Below are 17,304 nucleotides of genomic sequence, written 5' to 3'. Positions count from 1 at the left end.
GTACGAAAAGGCCGCAGCCGCGCAGGCCCGCCGACCCCGGAGCGATCCGGGGCCGGCGGGCCTCCTCGGCGGTACGGGCGGGTCAGCGGTACGGGCGGGTCCTCAGCGGTGTGCCGGGAACTCCACCACCTGCTGGTACGTCGGCCGGTTCTGCCAGTTGATCTGCGGGTGGCTCAGCCCGCCCACCGGACGCTGCACGATCGAGTCCGCGCACCACTGGTTCCCGGCCGCGCAGGTCCCGTCGGCCGGGTACACCGTCGCCGGCGCGGCTGCGGCGGCCTGCTTGAGCGTGGCCGCCATCGCGTCGCGGCACGCGGGCAGCGAGCCGCCGCCGCAGTACGCCCTGGCCAGCGGACCGGCGACCGGGCGCCCGAGCACCGTGCGCAGGTCCTTGTCCGCGTAGCTCCACCAGCCGTACTGGAACGCCGACCCGGCGTGCGAACCGGTGGGCCCGTGGCCCGCGTTGGGCGCCTCGTCGACGGTCAGGGAGGCCCGCAGGGCGTCGTAGAGCGGCGCCCCGAGCCCCGGCTTGAACTCGGCCTCGATCAGCAGCGGCCACCAGGCGTCCATGATCCGGATGGCGTCCGCGTGCGCGTACGCCTTCGAGCCCTGAGCGGTCTCCTTGCGCTCGGTCCCCGCCGCCTGCCACGCCGCCAGCTTGTCGACGGCGGCGGCCACCGCCGGATCGGTGACCGGCCCGCTGCGCAGCACCGCGAGCAGCTCGGGCAGCAGGTTCTCGGCCCGCAGGTCGGTGACGGCCGCGTCCGCCATGGCCTGGGTGAGCTTGGCGCGGGTGACCCCGCCGGCGGCGACGAGCGGTTTCACGCGCTGGTCGAGGAGGTCGCCGCGGTGAACGGAGCCCATGCCGAAGCCCGCCGCGCCGTACTCCTTGGCCTGCTTGTTGTTCCAACTGATGTAGTAGTCCTGCCCGATGGACTGCGGGTGCTCGGCGGGCGGGGTGTACGCGGCGGTGTTGGCCGCCGGGTCGAAGCCCTGCCACTCGTACTGCTGCTTCGCCGCGATCGGCAGCGCGGCGTCGACCCCGGCCGGCCGGACCGGGTTCGACCCGCTGTTGTAGTACGCCGCTTCGCGCGCGTCGGCGTAGAACCAGTTGAAGGCGTAGCCGATGTGCTGGGCGGCCTGCTGGAACGTACGGGCGTCCGTCACGTACGAGGGGTCGTTGAGCATCTGGAAGCCGATGATCGAGTCGGCCTCGTGGCGGTACGTGGAGCGCAGCGCGGTGTAGGCCACGGGCTTGCCCCCGACGGTGGCGCGGTGGGTCACGACGCCGTAGTTCGTCCGCCAGACCTGCATCCGGTACGAGCCGTTCGGCGTCGGGTCGGCCACCGAGGACTTCCAGGTGTTGGTGCGCTCCAGCTTCTCCATGGGGGTGCAGGTGCCGCGGTAGAGGTAGGAGGCGCTCGCGGTGGTCGAGGCCCCGCCTCCCGGCTCGCACAGCTCGACGGCGAAGGTGTCGGTGATGTCCTGCCCGGCGGAGGTGGCGCTCCAGGCGTAGTCCTGGCCGCGGCCGAGCTGGACGTACATGCTCACCCCGGCGAAGGAGGCGCCGCGGGCGCTGATGCCGGGGCCCTGGAGCTCCTGGAGCATGAGGAGTTGGGGAGCCAGGTAGCCGGTCTGCGGGCCGAAGACGGCGACGGGGTGGCCGCTCGCGGTCTTCGCCCCCGAGACGAGCAGGGCGTTGGACATGCTCTGCTTGACCGGCTTCGGCGGATCGGCGGCGGCCGCGGTGGCCGCCGCGCCCGTGCGGTCGTAGACGAGCTGTTCGGCGGTGACCGAGCCCGGATCCGGGAGCGCGGTGCCCTGCGGGTTCGCGGGCTTCTGCGCGTACGGGAAGCTCGTGCCGTCGTGGACGGTGAGCACGGCCTCGGGGTCGTCGCGCTCGCGGAAGGACTCCCAGACCCGGGTGCCCTCCTCCAGGCCGTACTTCTGCTGCGCGGAGAGCAGGGAGAGCGCGGCCTGCACCTCGCCGCCGCCACCGCCGCCGAACAGCCCGCCGACGACGGAGGCGAGGGCGATCAGGTCGGTGGTCTTGAACGGCTGGATCTCGCCGGCGTTGGTGATCGAGTCGATGTGGCCGGTGAGGACGTACTCGCCGGGGAAGTACCGGCCGTTCTTGGACTGCACGCGGTAGGCGTTGATGCCGTCGACGTACGCCTGCGCGTCCTCCATCGCGAGGCGGCCGCGATCGCCCTCGGTGGTGCGGATCCGGTCCACCTGCGCCTGGAGGTCGGCCTCGGTGTACGGGGCCTGCGGCCAGAACTGCTGCTCCAGGCCCTGGTTGGCGAGGGCGCCGCCGGCGAACGGGGTCAGGTCGCCGCGGCCGACGTGGCGGAAGAGGTCCATCTGCCAGAGCCGGTCCTGGGCGGCGGCGAAGCCCGCGCCGAAGGAAGTCCCGTAGCGAGTGGTGCCCTTGATGTGGGGGACACCGGTCTTCTTGTCCCGGGTGATGGTGACGTCGGAACGCGGGCTGGTGGTCGACTCGACCTGGTCGGCGGGGACCCCGAAGGACGCGTCGTCGAAGAAGTCGTTGACCTTGGCGTCGGTGAGCCCGGGATATCCGGCCACCAGTGAGTCGTAGCGGGCCAGTTGGTCGGAGGCGTGGGCGGGCATCGTGCCGAACGCCTTGTGCAGGAGGATCTGGGCGAGGGTCGCGTTGCCGTTCTGGCCGGGCGGCAGGATGTCCGCGCACTGGCCGCCGCAGTAGTCGGCGACGGGAAGCGGCACGGGATCGGCGGGCGGCGCCGCGGCTGCGGTCGCGGCCGCGAGCGGGGAGAGCAGGGCGGCGCCGAGGGCGATCACCCCGGCGGCTACGGCAGTTCTCACACGGGCGGTGGGACGTCGCATACGTGCTCCTCCGTGGGGCAGGAAGCGGTCACGGGGGAGGGTACTGGCGGGGTCTACCGCTCAGTAAGATGAACGACCGTCACTTTTCGGGGGAGTTGGCGTCGCCCACAGTGCGTCCGGCATAAATCCGTTGCCGGACGTGCGGGGTGTCGGACAGGCTCGCTGCCATGTCACAGAAAGAGCGCCATGTCGCCGACCTCTTCTCCGGCGGGCGGCTCGTCGCCATCCCGCGCAAGGCCGCACGCCGCGAGCAGCTGCTCGCCCACCTCACCGAGACCCTCTTCGAGGAGGGCCGGACGTACACCGAGCCCGAGGGGAACGACGCGCTGCGCACCGTGCACGAGGACTGCTCGGCGCTGCGGCGCTACCTGATCACCTCGGGCCTGCTGACCCGCACCCGCGACGGCGGCAGCTACCGGCGGGCCGACGTCGTGGACCCGGCTATCCCCGGTACGTCTCCAGCAGCCTGAGCCAGATCTCGCTGATCGTCGGGAACGCCGGGACGGCATGCCACAGCCGGTCGATCGGGACCTCCCCCGCGACCGCGATCGTGGCCGCGTGCAGCAGCTCCGCCGCGCCCGGGCCGACGAAGGTGGCCCCGAGGAGCACCTCCCGGTCCAGGTCGACGACCATCCGGGCCCGGCCCCGGTACCCGTCGGCGTACAGGCCGGCGCCCGAGACCTTGCCGAGGTCGTAGTCGACGGCGCGGACCCGGTGGCCCGCCCGCTCGGCCTCCGCGAGGGTGAGGCCCACGGCCGCCGCCTCCGGGTCGGTGAACACCGCCTGCGGCATGGCCTGCGTATCGGCGGTCGCCGCGTGCGCGCCCCAGCGGCCGGTGTCGAGCGGGGGGCTGCCCGCCGCGCGGGCGGCGATGGCGGCCCCGGCGATCCGGGCCTGGTACTTGCCCTGGTGGGTCAGCAGCGCGCGGTGGTTGACATCGCCGACGGCGTACAGCCAGTCGTGGCCCTGGACGCGGCAGCTCTCGTCGACCGGGATCCAGTCCCCCGGGGTCAGCCCGACGGTCTCCAGCCCGATGTCCTCGGTGTGCGGCGAGCGGCCGGTCGCCATCAGCAGCTCGTCGCCCTCCAGGATCTCGCCGCCCTCCAGTACGACCTGGACGGGCCCGGTCGAGCCGTCCCGTACGACCGTCTCGACGGCGACGTCCGTACGGACCACCGCACCGGCCTCGCGCAGCGCCTCGGCGACCAGCTCTCCGGCGAAGGGCTCCATCCGCGGCAGCAGCCCGGAGCCGCGTACGAGGACCGTGACCCGGGAGCCGAGGGCCTGCCAGGCCGTGGCCATCTCGGCGGCCACCACCGAGCCGCCCACGATCAGCAGCCGGCCCGGCGCCTGCTGCGCGGACGTGGCCTCCCGGCTGGTCCACGGGCGCGCCCCGGCGAGCCCGGGCACGTCCGGGATCACGGCGCGGGTGCCGGTGGCGACGACCACGGCGTGCCGGGCCGCGAGCACGTGGTGCTCGCCCTCGGGGCTGGTGACGGCGACCTTGCGGACCCCGTACAGGCGCCCGTGGCCCCGGTAGAGGTGAACGCCGATCGACTCGATCCAGTCGACCTGGCCGTCGTCCTTCCAGCTGGAGGTCCAGTAGTCGCGGTGCGCGAACACGGCCGCCGCGTCCAGCGGCCCCTCCACGGAGCCCGCGAGCCCCGGCACCCGGCGGGCGTCGGCCCTGGCCAGCGCGGGGCGCAGCAGTGCCTTGCTGGGGACGCAGGCCCAGTACGAGCATTCACCGCCGATGAGTTCGGCCTCCACCAGGGCGGTCGTCAGCCCGGCGGCGCGGGTCCGGTCCACGATGTTCTCGCCCGCCGGTCCCCCGCCCAGCACCACGACGTCGTACTCCACCGCTTCCGACACAGTCACCATCCGTGGTTCCAGGGGCTCTTGTTCCCTGTCACCTTACGTGGGGACCGTGGGGCGCGCGGGAGACGCGCGGCGGCCGCGCGGAGACGCACTCCGGCCGCGCCGCGGACGCGCGGCGCGCGGTCCCGCGGCCGGTCGGCGGGTCGGAGCTCAGGCCTCCGCCGTGCCGGGCTGCCCGTCCTGCTGCGACGCGGCGATCTTCGCGCGCACCTCGTCCATGTCCAGCGCCCGCGCCTGACCGATCAGGTCCGTCAGCGCGGCCTCCGGCAGCGCGCCGGGCTGCGCGAAGATCGCCACCTGGTCCCGGACGATCATCAGCGTCGGGATCGAGGTGATCTGGAAGGCGGCGGCCAGCTCCTGCTGCGCCTCCGTGTCCACCTTGGCGAAGACCAGGTCGGAGTGGGCCTCCGAGGCCTTCTCGTAGACCGGGGCGAACTGCAGGCAGGGCCGGCACCAGCCCGCCCAGAAATCGATCAGCACGAACGGGTTCTCGCTGACCGTCTGGTCGAAGTTCTCCTTGGTGAGCTCGACAGTAGCCACGGTTCCAGACCTCCTGATTGCCTTGTATGCACGTTGAACGATCGACTCGCCCCGAGCATTCCGCCGCGGTGCACGTGCGGGCCGCCGCACGGCGTCGGCGGCCCGCACGTACGTGCCGTCTCAGAAAGGGTGCCCCGCCGGAGCCGAGCGGACCGTCGTCCAGCGCAGTTCCGTGAAGGCGTCCAGGTTCGCCTCGCCGCCGAACCGGGCCCCGGTGCCCGAGGCGCCGACCCCGCCGAAGGGGGCCACGGCCTCGTCGTTCACCGTCTGGTCGTTGACGTGCGCGATCCCGGTCGGGATCCGCCCGGCCAGCTCCATCCCGCGCGCCGCGTCGCGGGTCACGATCCCGAGGGAAAGGCCGTACGGGCCGGCCGAAGCCAGGGCCACCGCCTCCTCCTCCGTCACGAAGGACCGTACGGGCGCCACCGGGCCGAAGACCTCCTCCGCGTAGGCGGGGGTGTCGTCGGCGACGCCCGCCAGCACGGTCGGCCTGTAGAGGAGCCCCTCGTACGTGCCGCCGGCGACGAGCTTGGCGCCCTGCTCCCTGCTCGCCTCGACCAGGGCGTGGACCCGCTCCAACTGGCCGCGGTCGATCAGCGGCCCCAGGTGCACCCGCTCGCGGTACGGGTCCCCCACCGCCAGGGCCTCGGCCCGCGCGGCGAGCCGCTCTACGTACTCGTCGTACAGCGAGGCGTGGACGAGGTGCCGGCCGGCCGTCATGCAGATCTGGCCCTGGTGGAAGAACGAGCCCCAGGAGGCCTGCGCCACGGCGGCCTCGACATCGGCGTCCTTGAGCACGACGAGGGCCGAGTTCCCGCCCAACTCCAGGTGGACCCGCTTGAGATGACGACCCGCCAGCTCCCCGACGAGCCGTCCGGCGGCCGTGGACCCGGTGAACGACACCACCCGGACCAGCGGATCGGCGACCACCGCCGCCCCGGTCTCCGCTCCCCCGGGCAGCACGTGCAGCAGCCCGTCCGGCAGCCCGGCGGCCGCGAACACGGCGGCGAGCGCGAGGCCGCCGCACACGGCGGTCCGCCGGTCCGGCTTGAGCAGCACGGCGTTGCCGAGGGCCAGGGCCGGGGCGACCGAGCGGATCGCCAGGATCAGCGGCGCGTTGAACGGGGCCACCACGCCCACCACCCCGGCCGGGACCCGGCGGGTGAAGGAGAGCCGCGGCGCCTCGCTCGGCAGCACCTGCCCGGCCGGGCGGGAGGCCAGCGCGGCGGCCTCGTAGCACTCCTGGGCGGCGACGTGCAGCTCGAAGTCGGCCTTGCCGGGTATGGAGCCGGACTCCCGCACCAGCCAGTCCCGCAGCTCCTGCGCGTGGGCGGCGAACAGGTCCCCGGCGCGGCGCAGGACCGCGGCCCGCTCCATGTGGGAGGCCCGCGCCCAGTCCGCCTGGGCGGCCCGGGCCCGCAGGGCGGACTCGGCGACATCGGCGGGCGCGGCCAGGGCGAGGGTGGCCAGGGTGCGGCCGGTGGCGGGTTCGGCGACCGGGGCGGCGCCCCCGGTCAGGGTCGGTCCGTCCTGCCAGAGCGTCGGTTCGAGGAGCGGCATGGCGCGGGGCCTCCGGTGGGGATGGGCGGGGCGGGGGGCGGCAGCACGCGCCATCGTGCCAGACCGGAGGCACCACATCTGTTCAGTTATTGGGCAGTTGACGGGCCACCGTGACCGGAAACGATCGACGGCTCGGCGGAGCGGGTGCGTTCAGCGCTCCAGGACGAGCGCGATGCCCTGCCCGACCCCGATGCACAGCGTCGCCATGCCCGTACCCGACCCGGCCGCGGCCAGCTGGTGCGCCACCGAACCGGCCAGCCGCGCCCCGGAGGCGCCGAGCGGGTGCCCGATCGCGATGGCACCGCCGCGCGGGTTCAGCACCGCCGGGTCCAGCTCCGGCCAGGCCGCGAGGCAGCCCAACGCCTGCGCCGCGAAGGCCTCGTTCAGCTCCAGCGTGGTCAGCTCGGCCAGGCTCCGGCCCGCCTTGGCGAGCGCGCGCTGTACGGCGTCGACCGGCCCCAGGCCGAAGAGCTGCGGCTCGATGCCCGTGACCGCGGAGGCGCTGATCCGGGCCAGCGGCTCCCGGCCGGTGGCGGCCAGCCCCTCCTCGTCGGTCAGCAGCAGCGCCGCGGCGCCGTCGTTGAGCGGGGAGGCGTTCGCGGCGGTGACCGTACCCGTGCCGTCCGTCCGGAAGGCGGGCTTCAGGCGGGCCAGCGATTCGGGCGTGGAGCCCTCCCGGATGCATTCGTCGCGTACGAGGTCCACTCCGGGGTACGCGACGACCTCGTCCCCGTACTGTCCCGCGGCCCAGGCCGCCGCCGCCTTGCGGTGGCTCTCCAGGGCGAAGAGGTCCTGGGCCTCGCGGGTGATGCCGTGCTTCTCCGCGATGAGTTCGGCGCCCTCGCCAAGCGAGCCCGTCCACTCCGCGGGCATGCGCGGGTTGGTCATCCGCCAGCCCAGGGTGGTGGACCACATCTGCTGGTGGCCGGCCGGGAAGGCGCGCTCGGGCTTCTGCATCACCCAGGGGGCGCGGCTCATCGACTCCACGCCGCCCGCGATGGCGACGGAGGCGTCACCCAGCGCGATCGCCCGGGCGGCCTGGATCACCGCTTCGAGGCCCGAACCGCAGAGCCGGTTGACGGTGACCCCGGGGACGGACACCGGGAGCCCGGCGAGCAGGACGGCCATCCGGGCCACGTCCCGGTTGTCCTCGCCCGCGCCGTTGGCATCGCCGAAGACCACGTCGTCGATGCGGGCGGGGTCGAGGTCGGGCGTACGGTCCACCAGCGCGCGTACGACGTGCGCGGCGAGGTCGTCGGGGCGGACCCCGGCGTAGGCTCCGCCGAACTTGCCGATCGGGGTGCGGACGGCGTCCACGACGTAGACGTCGCGGACGGTGCGGCCGTCGCGGGCGGTGCGGATGCTCATGGGGGCTCTCCTGGGCGGATCCGTACGGGCGGCGCCGGGGCGGTGCCGGGATCGGCACCCGGTGCGGCGCCGGGCACGCCCGGTGGGGCGCGCCCGAAGTCTCCGTCCGCAGGTCACCGGCTGTCAACGGCCCTCTGCCGGCCAACGACCGACCGCCGGGGCCGGTCGTTGGCGGCCGGTCGTTGGCGGCCGGTCGTCACGGGCCGGTCGTCACGGGCCGGTCGTCACGGGCCGGTCGTCAGGTCGACTCCCGCCGGATGGCCACGGCGGAGATCAGGTCGTGCCGCTGCGTGATCTCGCCCGGCTCGCGCACCGCCCGGTCCACCAGCTCGGCCAGGTGGTGCCCGGTCGGCAGCTCGATCTGCACCGTGCTCAGCCGGGGCCGCAGCAGTCTGCCGATGAGCAGGTCGTCGGCGCCGATGACCGCGACGTCCTCGGGGACCCGCAACCCCTCGTCCAGCAGGGCGCGCATCAGCAGCATCGCGTACTCGTCGTTGTACGCGAACACCGCGTCCAGGCCGAGCGAGCGCCAGCGGGCGGCGAGGGCGGCGGCCGATTCCTCCGTGTAGGCCATCGCCAGCGGCTCGACCTCGGCGCCCGCCACCGAGCGGGCGCCCTCCAGCCGGGGTACGGAGAAGAGCTCCATCCCCTCCTCCTGCGGGACGACCACGCCGATCCGTCGATGGCCCCGCTCGACGAGGTGGGCGGCGGCCCGGGCGCCGACCTCGCTCTGGTCCATGACCAGGGCGTGGGCCCCGGGGACGCCGACCGGGCCCATCGTTATCACCGCGCGGGCGCCGGCCCGTTTGAGCGTGGCCACGTTGTGCGCGGAGAGGGTGATCTCGCCCAGCGAGATCACCGCGACCGGGCGCAGCTCGGCCCAGGCACGGGCCGCCTCGTCGCCGCTGAGGCCGAGGCTGCCGTACTGGACCACGGTGTAGTCGAGGCGGCGCAGCGACCACTGGAGCTCGTTGAGGAAGGCGCTGTAGAGCGGTCCGATCGGCACGTGCGAGCTGGGCAGCAGCACGATGCGGGTGTGGCCGGCGCGCAGGCTGCGGGCAGCGGCGTGCGGCACGTACCCGAGCTCCTCGGCGGCCCGGCGGACCTTGCGGCGGGTCGGCTCGCTGATGCGTACGGCTTCCGCGTTGTTGAGGACGTAACTGACGGTCGCGCGCGACACGCCGGCGAGACGGGCCACGTCGGCGCTGGTCGGCACGGGGGCCGGCTGCGGCGGTTTCGATGACTGTGACATTGCCGTGGCATCTTTCCAGACCGATTGCGCCCGGGGGCTAGCGGATGGCCGGAAACGAATGCTACACAGTGGTTACACGATTCATTGACACGTGTAACCCGGGTGTCACATCCCGTTCCCCGGGGGCACCGCAGCACGTGTCCGACCGTGTCCCGCCGTGCCGCCGCTTTGTCGTGTTCCGACGCACCCCCGCCGCCGCGACAGGGCGGCTCGCACCCTCCCCGTACCCCTCCCTGCACTGCTTCCCCACACCTCCCGACACCCCCTCCCGTACCCCTCACCTCAGCTCCACCCCACCCTCACCCGCACGAAGAACCCGCCCAGGAGGGCACCGTGGCCCTTTCCTCCTCCGGCACCGGCACCGCCGGAGCCACCCCCGACGACGCGTCCGCCGCGTCCGCCGCACCCGGCGCCACCAGCGCCCCGCGCGCTCCCGGACGCGGTCTGTTCCCGTTGCTGCTCGTCGGGAACAGCGCGATGTACGCCCTGTACATCGGCGTCGGCGGCGTCCTGCTCGCCCTCCAGGTCGAGGACATCGACCCGGCGAACAAGGTCTCCAACTTCGGCCTGATCGCGGGGGTCTCGGCGATCTTCGCCACGATCTTCAACCCGGTCGCCGGCGCCCTGTCCGACCGCAGCGGACGGCGCAATCCCTGGATCCTGGGCGGCGGACTCGCCGCCGTACCGGCGATGTTCCTGCTCGGCGCCGCCGACACGATCCTGCTGATCACGATCGCCTGGTGCCTCGGCCAGGCCGTCATGAACGTCTACCAGGCCGCCATCACCTCCGTGGTCCCCGACCGGGTCCCGAAGTCCGCCCGCGGCAGGGCCTCCGCGGCCGTCGGACTCGGCCTGCCGTTCGGCTCCACCCTCGGGGCGCTGATCGGCGCCGCGTACTCGGAGGACTACCGCACCGGGTACCTCGTCTTCGGCGCGGTCGTGGCGGGCGCCGCGGTCCTGTTCACCGCCTGCACCCGCGAGGAACGGCTCCCGGCGCGCGCCCCGCTGCCGGTCAAGGAGCAGCTCGCCGCGTTCACCGGCGCCCTGCGCGACCACGACTTCCGCTGGGCCTTCATCGGGCGGGCGCTGCTCGTGCTCGGGTACTTCGCGGTCAGCGGGTACCAGCTGTACATCCTCCAGGACCACACCGTGCTGCCCGACGGCATGGAGCCGGAGGCGGCGGTGGCGGTGCTGATGCCGCTGACGAGCGTCGCGATGGTGCTCTCCACGGTCCTCGGCGGATACCTCTCCGACCGGCTCGACCGCCGCAAGCTGTTCGTCGGCGCCTCCGCCCTGCTGTCGGCCGTCGCGCTCGTGATCCCGGCCGTGTCGGACGGCTGGACGGCCATGCTGGCCTTCGCGGCCGTCAACGGGCTCGCCTTCGGCTCGTACATGGCCGTGGACACGGCGCTCGTGACGATGGTGCTCCCGAAGGCGGAGGACGCGGCCCGCGACATGGGCGTGCTCAACATCGCGAACGCGGGGCCGCAGATCGTCGCGCCGTTCATCGCCTCGGTGATCGTCTCGCTGAGCGGCGGTTACACCGCGCTGTTCATCGTCGCGGCGGTCCTGGCGGTGGCGGGCGCGCTGGCGGTGAGGCCGATCCGCAGCGTGCGCTGAACTTCCCGGAAATTCCGAGAACTTCCGAGAACTTCCTGGACTCCGAGACTTCCGAGAAAGGCATCACCGTGCAGCTGCACACCCACACCTGGGGCGAGGGCGACCGCGTCGCGCTCCTGATCCACGGCATGATGGCCGACCACCGGACCTGGCGCCGCGTGGGTCCCGCGCTCGCCGAGCGCGGCTACCGCGTCATCGCCGTGGACCTGCGCGGCCACGGCGCCAGCGGGCGGGGCGAGTACGCCCCGGAGCTGTTCGCGCAGGACGTGGTCGAGACCCTGCCGGCCGGCGCCGACCTCGCCATCGGCCACTCGCTGGGCGGGCTGACCCTCTCGCTGGCCGTGGACCGCCTGAAGCCGAAGCGGGCGGTGTTCTCCGACCCGGCCTGGCATCTGGCCGCCCCGGCCGAGGGGATGGGCCCGGAGGTGTTCGCACAGTTCAAGTCCGCGCCCAAGGAGCAGATCCGGGCGATGAACCCGCGCTGGGACGAGGCGGACATCGACGTGGAGCTGGCGACCCTGGCCCTGTGGGACGAGGGAACGGTGCTCAGTCTGGCCCCGCTGTTCGGTACGGACCTGCTGCCGGCGGCGCCGGTGGTCCCCTCGCTCGTACAGCTCGCGGACCCGAGCTTCCTCATCTCCCCGGAGCGGGCCGCGCTGCTGGAGGAGCGCGGTTTCGAGGTGCGGTCCGTGGCCGGCGCCGGACACACCATCCACCGGGACGACTTCGAGGGGTTCATGGCCTCGCTGGAGTGCTGGATCCAGCCGCTCTAGCCACCCTCGGGCCCTCCCCGTTACCTTCGGTCCTACCGAGCGGTAACGGGGAGGTCCGATGTCGGTGACGTCGTCAGGTACGAAGGCTTCGGCTGTGTCTTCCGGGCTGGTGGAAACGGCACGGGCGCTGGCCGAAGGAGGCGTCTCCGCACGCCGGTTGACCGAGGAGGCGCTGGAGCGGATCGCCGCCGCGCAGCCCGTCCTCAACGCCTTCCGGATCGTACGCACCGAGGCCGCGCTCGCCGAGGCGGACGCGGCCGACCGGCGCCTGGCCGCCGGTGAGCGGCTCCCGCTGCTCGGCGTACCGGTCGCCGTCAAGGACGACATGGACGTGGCCGGGGAGCCGACCGCGTTCGGCTGCGCCGGGGAGTTCCCGCCGAAGACCGCCGACAGCGAGGCCGTACGCAGGCTGCGCGCGGCCGGCGCGGTCGTCATCGGCAAGACCCAGACGCCGGAGCTGGGGCAGTGGCCGTTCACCGAGGGCCCGGCGTTCGGCGAGACCCGCAATCCGTGGAACCCGGCCTACACGCCCGGCGGTTCCTCCGGCGGTTCGGCGGCCGCCGTGGCCGCGGGCCTGGTCCCGGCGGCGCTGGGGTCCGACGGGGCGGGTTCCGTACGGATCCCCGCGGCCTGGACCCATCTGGTGGGCGTCAAGCCGCAGCGCGGACGCATCTCCACCTGGCCGGAGCCGGAGTCGTTCCACGGGCTGACCGTCAACGGCGTGCTGGCCCGCAGCGTCGGCGACGCGGCGCTCCTGCTCGACGCCGCGAGCGGCCCGCACACCGGGGACCGGCACCACCCGGCCCCCGTCTCGGCGGTCGAGGCGACCCGTCGTACGCCGCGCAGGCTGCGCATCGCCCTGTCGTTCGGGATGGCCTTCACGGCGACGCCGAAGTCCCTTGATCCGGAGGTCCGTTCGGCGGTGGAGCGACTGGCGGGCCGGCTGGAGTCGCTGGGCCACGAGGTGGTCCCGGAGGACCCGCGCTACGGGCAGATCGGCCTGACCTTCGTCCCCCGCGCGACCGGGGGCGTACGGGACTGGGCGTCCCGGGTGCCGGATCCCGGGCTACTGGACCCGCGCACGCACGAGGCCATGCGCACGGGCCGGATCCTGGGCGGCCTGCCGCTACGGGCGTCCCGCCGGGCGGAGACCCTGCTGCGGCGGCGGGTCGGGGAGATCTTCGGCCGGTTCGACGTGGTCCTGACCCCGACGACGGCCACTCCCCCGCTGCGCATCGGAGCCCTGGCGGGACTCGGGGCGATGGCCACGGACCGGGCGATGATCGCGGCGTGCCCGTACGCCTGGACGTGGAACGTCCTCGGCTGGCCGGGAGTGAACATCCCGGCGGGCTTCACCGCCGAGGGCCTCCCCCTGGGAGCCCAGCTCCTGGGCCCGGCCGATTCGGAACCCCTCCTCCTCTCCCTGGCGGCCCAGGCGGAAGCAGCCGAAGCCTGGACGAACCACTGGCCGACCGGGGGCTGAGCGCGATCCGCCGCCCTCGGCTCAGCGAGTGCGGCCGAAGAGCCGGTTCAGGAGGGACCGGGGCCTCGGGCCGTCCTGCGGCACTGCGGCGCGGGACCGCCGTGCTTCCGGCTCGGCCGTGATGCCGGTGCGGCGTCCTCGCGGGCTGTCGAGCCGGACGGCCGAAGTACGCGCCCCCGGCCCGGAGTCGGGCTCCCTCTCCGCCGATTCCGCCCGCCTTGGCCACCCCGTTGACCGCTCTGCCCGAACGCGTCACCCCGCCCGCATACCGCGACGGCAACGTGCTGCGCTGGCTCATCGCGTACACCGCCTCCCTCGTAGGCGACAGCGTGTACTTCGTCGCCCTCGGCTGGTCCGCGCAGAAGGCCGCCGGCCCCGCCGAAGTCGGGCTCGTCATGGCCGCCGGGGCGCTGCCACGGGCGCTGCTCATGCTCGGCGGAGGAGTGGTGGCCGACCGCTTCGACCCGCGCCGGGTGGTCCTCGGCAGCGACGCGGTGCGCTGTCTGCTCATCCTCGGGGTCGCCGCTGCCATCGCGTCGACGGCGCCGGCCCTGTGGATCCTGGTCGTTGTGGCGCTCGTGTTCGGCGCCGTGGACGCGCTGTTCGTACCCGCCGTCGGAGCCCTCCCGCCACGGATCAACAGCCCCGACCAACTCGCCCGCGTCACCGGCATGCGGTCCCTGTCGATGCGCCTCAGCCAGATCGCGGGGCCGCCGATCGGTGGCCTGGCCATGGGGTTCGGAGGCGTGGCGGCCGCCTTCACCGTCGCCGGCCTGCTCTTCGCGCTGTCGCTGCCGCTCCTGCTGACACTGCGGCTGCGGACCGCCGGAGCGCGTGCCGAGGAGCGCCCGGCGCCCGGCACCGTACGGAAGGACCTGGTCGACGGCCTGCGCTACATCCGCCGCCACCGCCTCATCGGCCCGCTCGTCGCCACCGGCGCCGTCTGCGAACTCGGCCTCACCGGCACCCTCGGCGTCGGCATGGTGCTCCTCAACGCCGAGCGCGGCTGGGGGCCTTCCGGCTACGGCTGGATCGTCAGCGGCTTCGGTGCGGGGGCCGCGACGAGCGCCGCGCTGCTCGCGATCGCCGGCTGGCTGCCCCGCGCCGGCCTGATGCTGGCCGGGACGCTGCTGGTGTGCTGCGCGGGAGCGGCCACCATCGCGCTGGTGCCGAGCCTTTGGATCGCCGTGGTGCCGGCCGCGGTCATCGGGCTGAGCGCGGGCGTGTTCGGCAGCCTGGACAACACCCTTGTCCAGGCTGCCGCGGATCCCGCCTGTCTCGGCCGGGTGACCTCCGTCGTGATGCTCACCATGGTCGGCCTCGCGCCCCTGAGCTACCCGTTGGTCGGCGCGGCCGTCGGGGCCTGGGGCGCGGCGCCGGTGTTCGCCGGCTGCGCCGCCTTCGCCGGCCTGGGCGGGGTCATCGTCCTGGCTTCCGACGCGGTGCGGCGCGCCGAATTGCCCCGGCGGCAGCGGACCGGAGCAACTGCTTAGGCCGTCACGGTCTGCGACCCGCCGCCGAGGCGAAGCCGAGCCAGGTGTGGCGGTTGCCCCACCAGCACCAGCCGACCTTGGGGGCGTTGCGCCGCTCGCGGCCGTCGCGCCCCGTGCCGTTGCTGATCCAGATCGCCGGGGTACGGGCGTCCAGGGCGCCGTTCGCCTTGCGCAGCCGGGAGCCGATGGTCATGAAGCAGCGGTTGCGTTCCAGGGCGGCCGGCTGCTGGAGCACCCAGTGGATGCCCTCGGTGAGCAGCAGCGGAGTGCGCTCCTCCTTCGTGAGGGCCGGCAGTGCCTCCTCCGGGCTCCAGTTGGCCATGTGGTCGCCGCGATCGAGGCCGGTGACGACGTAGAGCGGGGCGTCGGGCAGCTCGATGGCGTCGAGCGGGGCGAAGCCGTCGACGTCGGGCATGTCGGTGACAACGAAGCCGGGCTTGCCGTCGCGGCGGAGCAGCGGCGCGAGGGCGGAGGCGGAGGCGCGGTCCGGGTGGACGGCGAGCAGGGCGCCGTCGCCGTGCCCGCCGCCGGTGTCCTCCGCGGAGGCGAACGCACGCAGCGCGTCGGCGGGAATCCCCGCGAGCTCGTGCACCCCGAGCTCGATCAGGCGCTCGGCCTGGGCGGCGAGCGGCGGGAGAGAGGGCACGCCGGGGCTGGAGGAGGTTTCGGGTACGGGCACAGGCACGGGCACGGTACTCCTGCGGTTCGCGGTTCAGAGCGGCGGACCCCGGACCAACGAGGCGGCCCGCCCGAATGTTCCCGCCCCGCCCTGGCCTCTCCCGCCCCGGCCTCTCGCGCAGCCCTGCGCCGCCGAGCGGCGGACAAAAAGAAAGGCAAGGAGGTTTCCCACTCCTTGCCACTCTCAACATATAGCGCACTGGGGGGCTTGCCGCAAGGCCCCCGTCGTGCCGCACAATCATCGACCGAGGCCGGAACCTGCCGAAATCAGGGATTCGCGCAGTACACGCGCCTCTCTCAACGTACCTGGGGGATTTGATGATTGACGTGATCGTGGTCGGCGGCGGACCGACCGGCCTGATGCTGGCCGGCGAGCTGCGGCTGCACGGTGTGCGGGTGCTCGTACTGGAGAAGGAAACGGAGCCGACCCGTCAGTCCCGCGCCCAAGGTCTGCACGTACGCAGCATCGAGGTGATGGACCAGCGCGGCCTGCTGGAGCGGTTCCTCCCGCTCGGCCGGCAGTTCACGGTGGGCGGCTTCTTCGCCGGCCTCGGCACCTCCTGGCCGGAGCGGATGGACACGGCGCATTCGTACGTCCTCCACATCCCGCAGGAGATCACCGAGCGGCTGCTGACCGAGCACGCCGTCGAGGCCGGCGTCGAGATCCGGCGCGACTGTGAGCTGGTCGGGCTGAGCCAGGACGACGACGGGGTGACCGTCGAGCTGGCCGACACCACGCGGCTGCGCGCCCGCTACGTCGTCGGCTGCGACGGCGGTCGCAGTACGGTGCGCAAGCTGCTCGGCATCGGTTTCCCCGGCGAACCCTCCCGGGTCGAGACGCTGCTGGGCGTGATGGAGCTGGCCGAACCGGAGGAGACGGTGGCCGCCGTGATCGCCGAAGTCCGCAAGACCCAGCTGCGGTTCGGCGCCATGCCCATGGGGGACGGGGTCTACCGCGTCATCGTGCCCGCCGAGGGCGTGGCCGAGGACCGTGCCACCGCGCCGACCCTCGACGAGTTCAAGCAGCAGCTGCACGCCTTCGCCGGCACCGACTTCGGCGCGCACTCGCCGCGCTGGCTCTCCCGCTTCGGCGACGCCACCCGGCTGGCCGAGCGCTACCGGGTGGACCGCGTGCTGCTGGCCGGCGACGCGGCGCACATCCACCCGCCGACCGGCGGGCAGGGGCTCAACCTCGGCGTCCAGGACGCGTTCAACCTCGGCTGGAAACTGGCCGCCGAGGTCGCCGGCTGGGCACCCGAGGGGCTGCTGGACAGCTACCACGCCGAACGGCACCCGGTGGCGGCCGCCGTACTGGACAACACCCGCGCGCAGATCCAGCTGATGTCCGCCGAGCCGGGTCCCCAGTCGGTGCGCCGGCTGCTGGCGGAACTGATGGACTTCGAGGAGGTGAACCGGTACCTCATCGAGAAGATCACCGCGGTCTCCGTCCGCTACGACTTCGGCGGGGGCCACGAGAGCCACGAACTGCTCGGCCGACGGATGCGGGACGTGGCGCTGAAGCACGGCCGCCTCTACGAGCTGATGCGCGGCGGCCGCGGCCTGCTCCTCGACCAGAGCGGCCGGCTCTCGGTGGCGGGCTGGTCGGACCGGGTCGACCACGTCGTCGACGTCAGTGACGAACTGGACGTGCCGGCGGTACTGCTGCGGCCGGACGGCCATGTGGCGTGGGTCGGTGAGGACCAGCAGGATCTGCTCGACCACCTGCCCAAGTGGTTCGGCGCCGCCGCCGGCTGAGCAGCCGGCCCACCCACGCGATCACCCACGCGATCACCC

The 17,304-nt window shown here is 73.6% G+C and carries 13 protein-coding genes; 6 read left to right on the top strand and 7 right to left on the bottom strand.

Translation table 11 applies throughout. The features are described from left to right. Positions 1-102 precede the first annotated feature (102 nt). On the bottom strand, positions 103-2,865 hold the full coding sequence (locus OG509_RS32015) for a penicillin acylase family protein (RefSeq protein ID WP_406186102.1): 2,763 nt from the start codon (positions 2,863-2,865) through the stop codon (positions 103-105). A 167-nt stretch (positions 2,866-3,032) separates the two neighbouring features. Between OG509_RS32015 and OG509_RS32010 the strand changes: the two genes are divergently transcribed. Further along, a complete protein-coding gene (locus OG509_RS32010) occupies positions 3,033-3,335 on the top strand; it encodes a DUF2087 domain-containing protein (protein ID WP_406186101.1) in 303 nt (100 codons plus the stop codon). On the opposite strand, the gene OG509_RS32005 is transcribed toward OG509_RS32010, so the two are convergent. The 5 genes from OG509_RS32005 to OG509_RS31985 all read right to left on the bottom strand — a co-directional run bounded on the left by OG509_RS32005 (position 3,307) and on the right by OG509_RS31985 (position 9,463). Further along, entirely contained in the window at positions 3,307-4,746 is a 1,440-nt protein-coding gene (locus OG509_RS32005) for a dihydrolipoyl dehydrogenase family protein (protein WP_406186100.1), read from the bottom strand. The genes OG509_RS32010 and OG509_RS32005 overlap by 29 nt on opposite strands. 147 nt (positions 4,747-4,893) lie before the next feature. Beyond that, positions 4,894-5,283 (bottom strand): thioredoxin family protein, encoded by a 390-nt coding sequence (locus OG509_RS32000; protein ID WP_406186099.1) that lies wholly within the window; start codon positions 5,281-5,283, stop codon positions 4,894-4,896. A 120-nt stretch (positions 5,284-5,403) separates the two neighbouring features. After that, entirely contained in the window at positions 5,404-6,843 is a 1,440-nt protein-coding gene (locus OG509_RS31995) for an aldehyde dehydrogenase family protein (RefSeq protein WP_406186098.1), read from the bottom strand. A gap of 150 nt (positions 6,844-6,993) precedes the next feature. Beyond that, entirely contained in the window at positions 6,994-8,211 is a 1,218-nt protein-coding gene (locus OG509_RS31990) for a thiolase family protein (protein WP_406186097.1), read from the bottom strand. Between the two features lie 238 nt (positions 8,212-8,449). Next, positions 8,450-9,463, bottom strand: a complete 1,014-nt coding sequence (locus OG509_RS31985) for a LacI family DNA-binding transcriptional regulator (protein WP_406186096.1) — start codon at positions 9,461-9,463, stop codon at positions 8,450-8,452. Positions 9,464-9,796: 333 nt separating this feature from the next. On the opposite strand from OG509_RS31985, the gene OG509_RS31980 reads away from it, so the two are divergent. From OG509_RS31980 to OG509_RS31965, 4 genes are all read left to right on the top strand, one after another. Continuing rightward, a complete protein-coding gene (locus OG509_RS31980; RefSeq protein WP_406186095.1) occupies positions 9,797-11,083 on the top strand; it encodes an MFS transporter in 1,287 nt (428 codons plus the stop codon). 68 nt (positions 11,084-11,151) lie between these two features. After that, positions 11,152-11,856, top strand: a complete 705-nt coding sequence (locus OG509_RS31975; protein WP_406186094.1) for an alpha/beta fold hydrolase — start codon at positions 11,152-11,154, stop codon at positions 11,854-11,856. 58 nt (positions 11,857-11,914) lie between these two features. Beyond that, on the top strand, positions 11,915-13,339 hold the full coding sequence (locus tag OG509_RS31970; RefSeq protein WP_406186093.1) for an amidase: 1,425 nt from the start codon (positions 11,915-11,917) through the stop codon (positions 13,337-13,339). A gap of 218 nt (positions 13,340-13,557) precedes the next feature. Continuing rightward, a complete protein-coding gene (locus OG509_RS31965; RefSeq protein WP_406186092.1) occupies positions 13,558-14,832 on the top strand; it encodes an MFS transporter in 1,275 nt (424 codons plus the stop codon). Between the two features lie 4 nt (positions 14,833-14,836). Here the strand turns inward: OG509_RS31965 and OG509_RS31960 are convergent, their stop codons facing one another. Further along, complete coding sequence (locus tag OG509_RS31960; protein WP_406186091.1) at positions 14,837-15,517, bottom strand: DUF5701 family protein; 681 nt, start codon at positions 15,515-15,517, stop codon at positions 14,837-14,839. A 311-nt stretch (positions 15,518-15,828) separates the two neighbouring features. On the opposite strand from OG509_RS31960, the gene rox reads away from it, so the two are divergent. Further along, on the top strand, positions 15,829-17,265 hold the full coding sequence (rox, locus tag OG509_RS31955; protein WP_406186090.1) for a rifampin monooxygenase: 1,437 nt from the start codon (positions 15,829-15,831) through the stop codon (positions 17,263-17,265). Positions 17,266-17,304 lie beyond the last annotated feature (39 nt).

The sequence above is a fragment of the Streptomyces sp. NBC_01006 genome (assembly GCF_045162725.1).
Lineage (GTDB): Bacteria > Actinomycetota > Actinomycetes > Streptomycetales > Streptomycetaceae > Streptomyces.
Note: the sequence above shows the minus strand (reverse complement) of the source record. Positions and strands in the feature narration are given on the sequence as shown.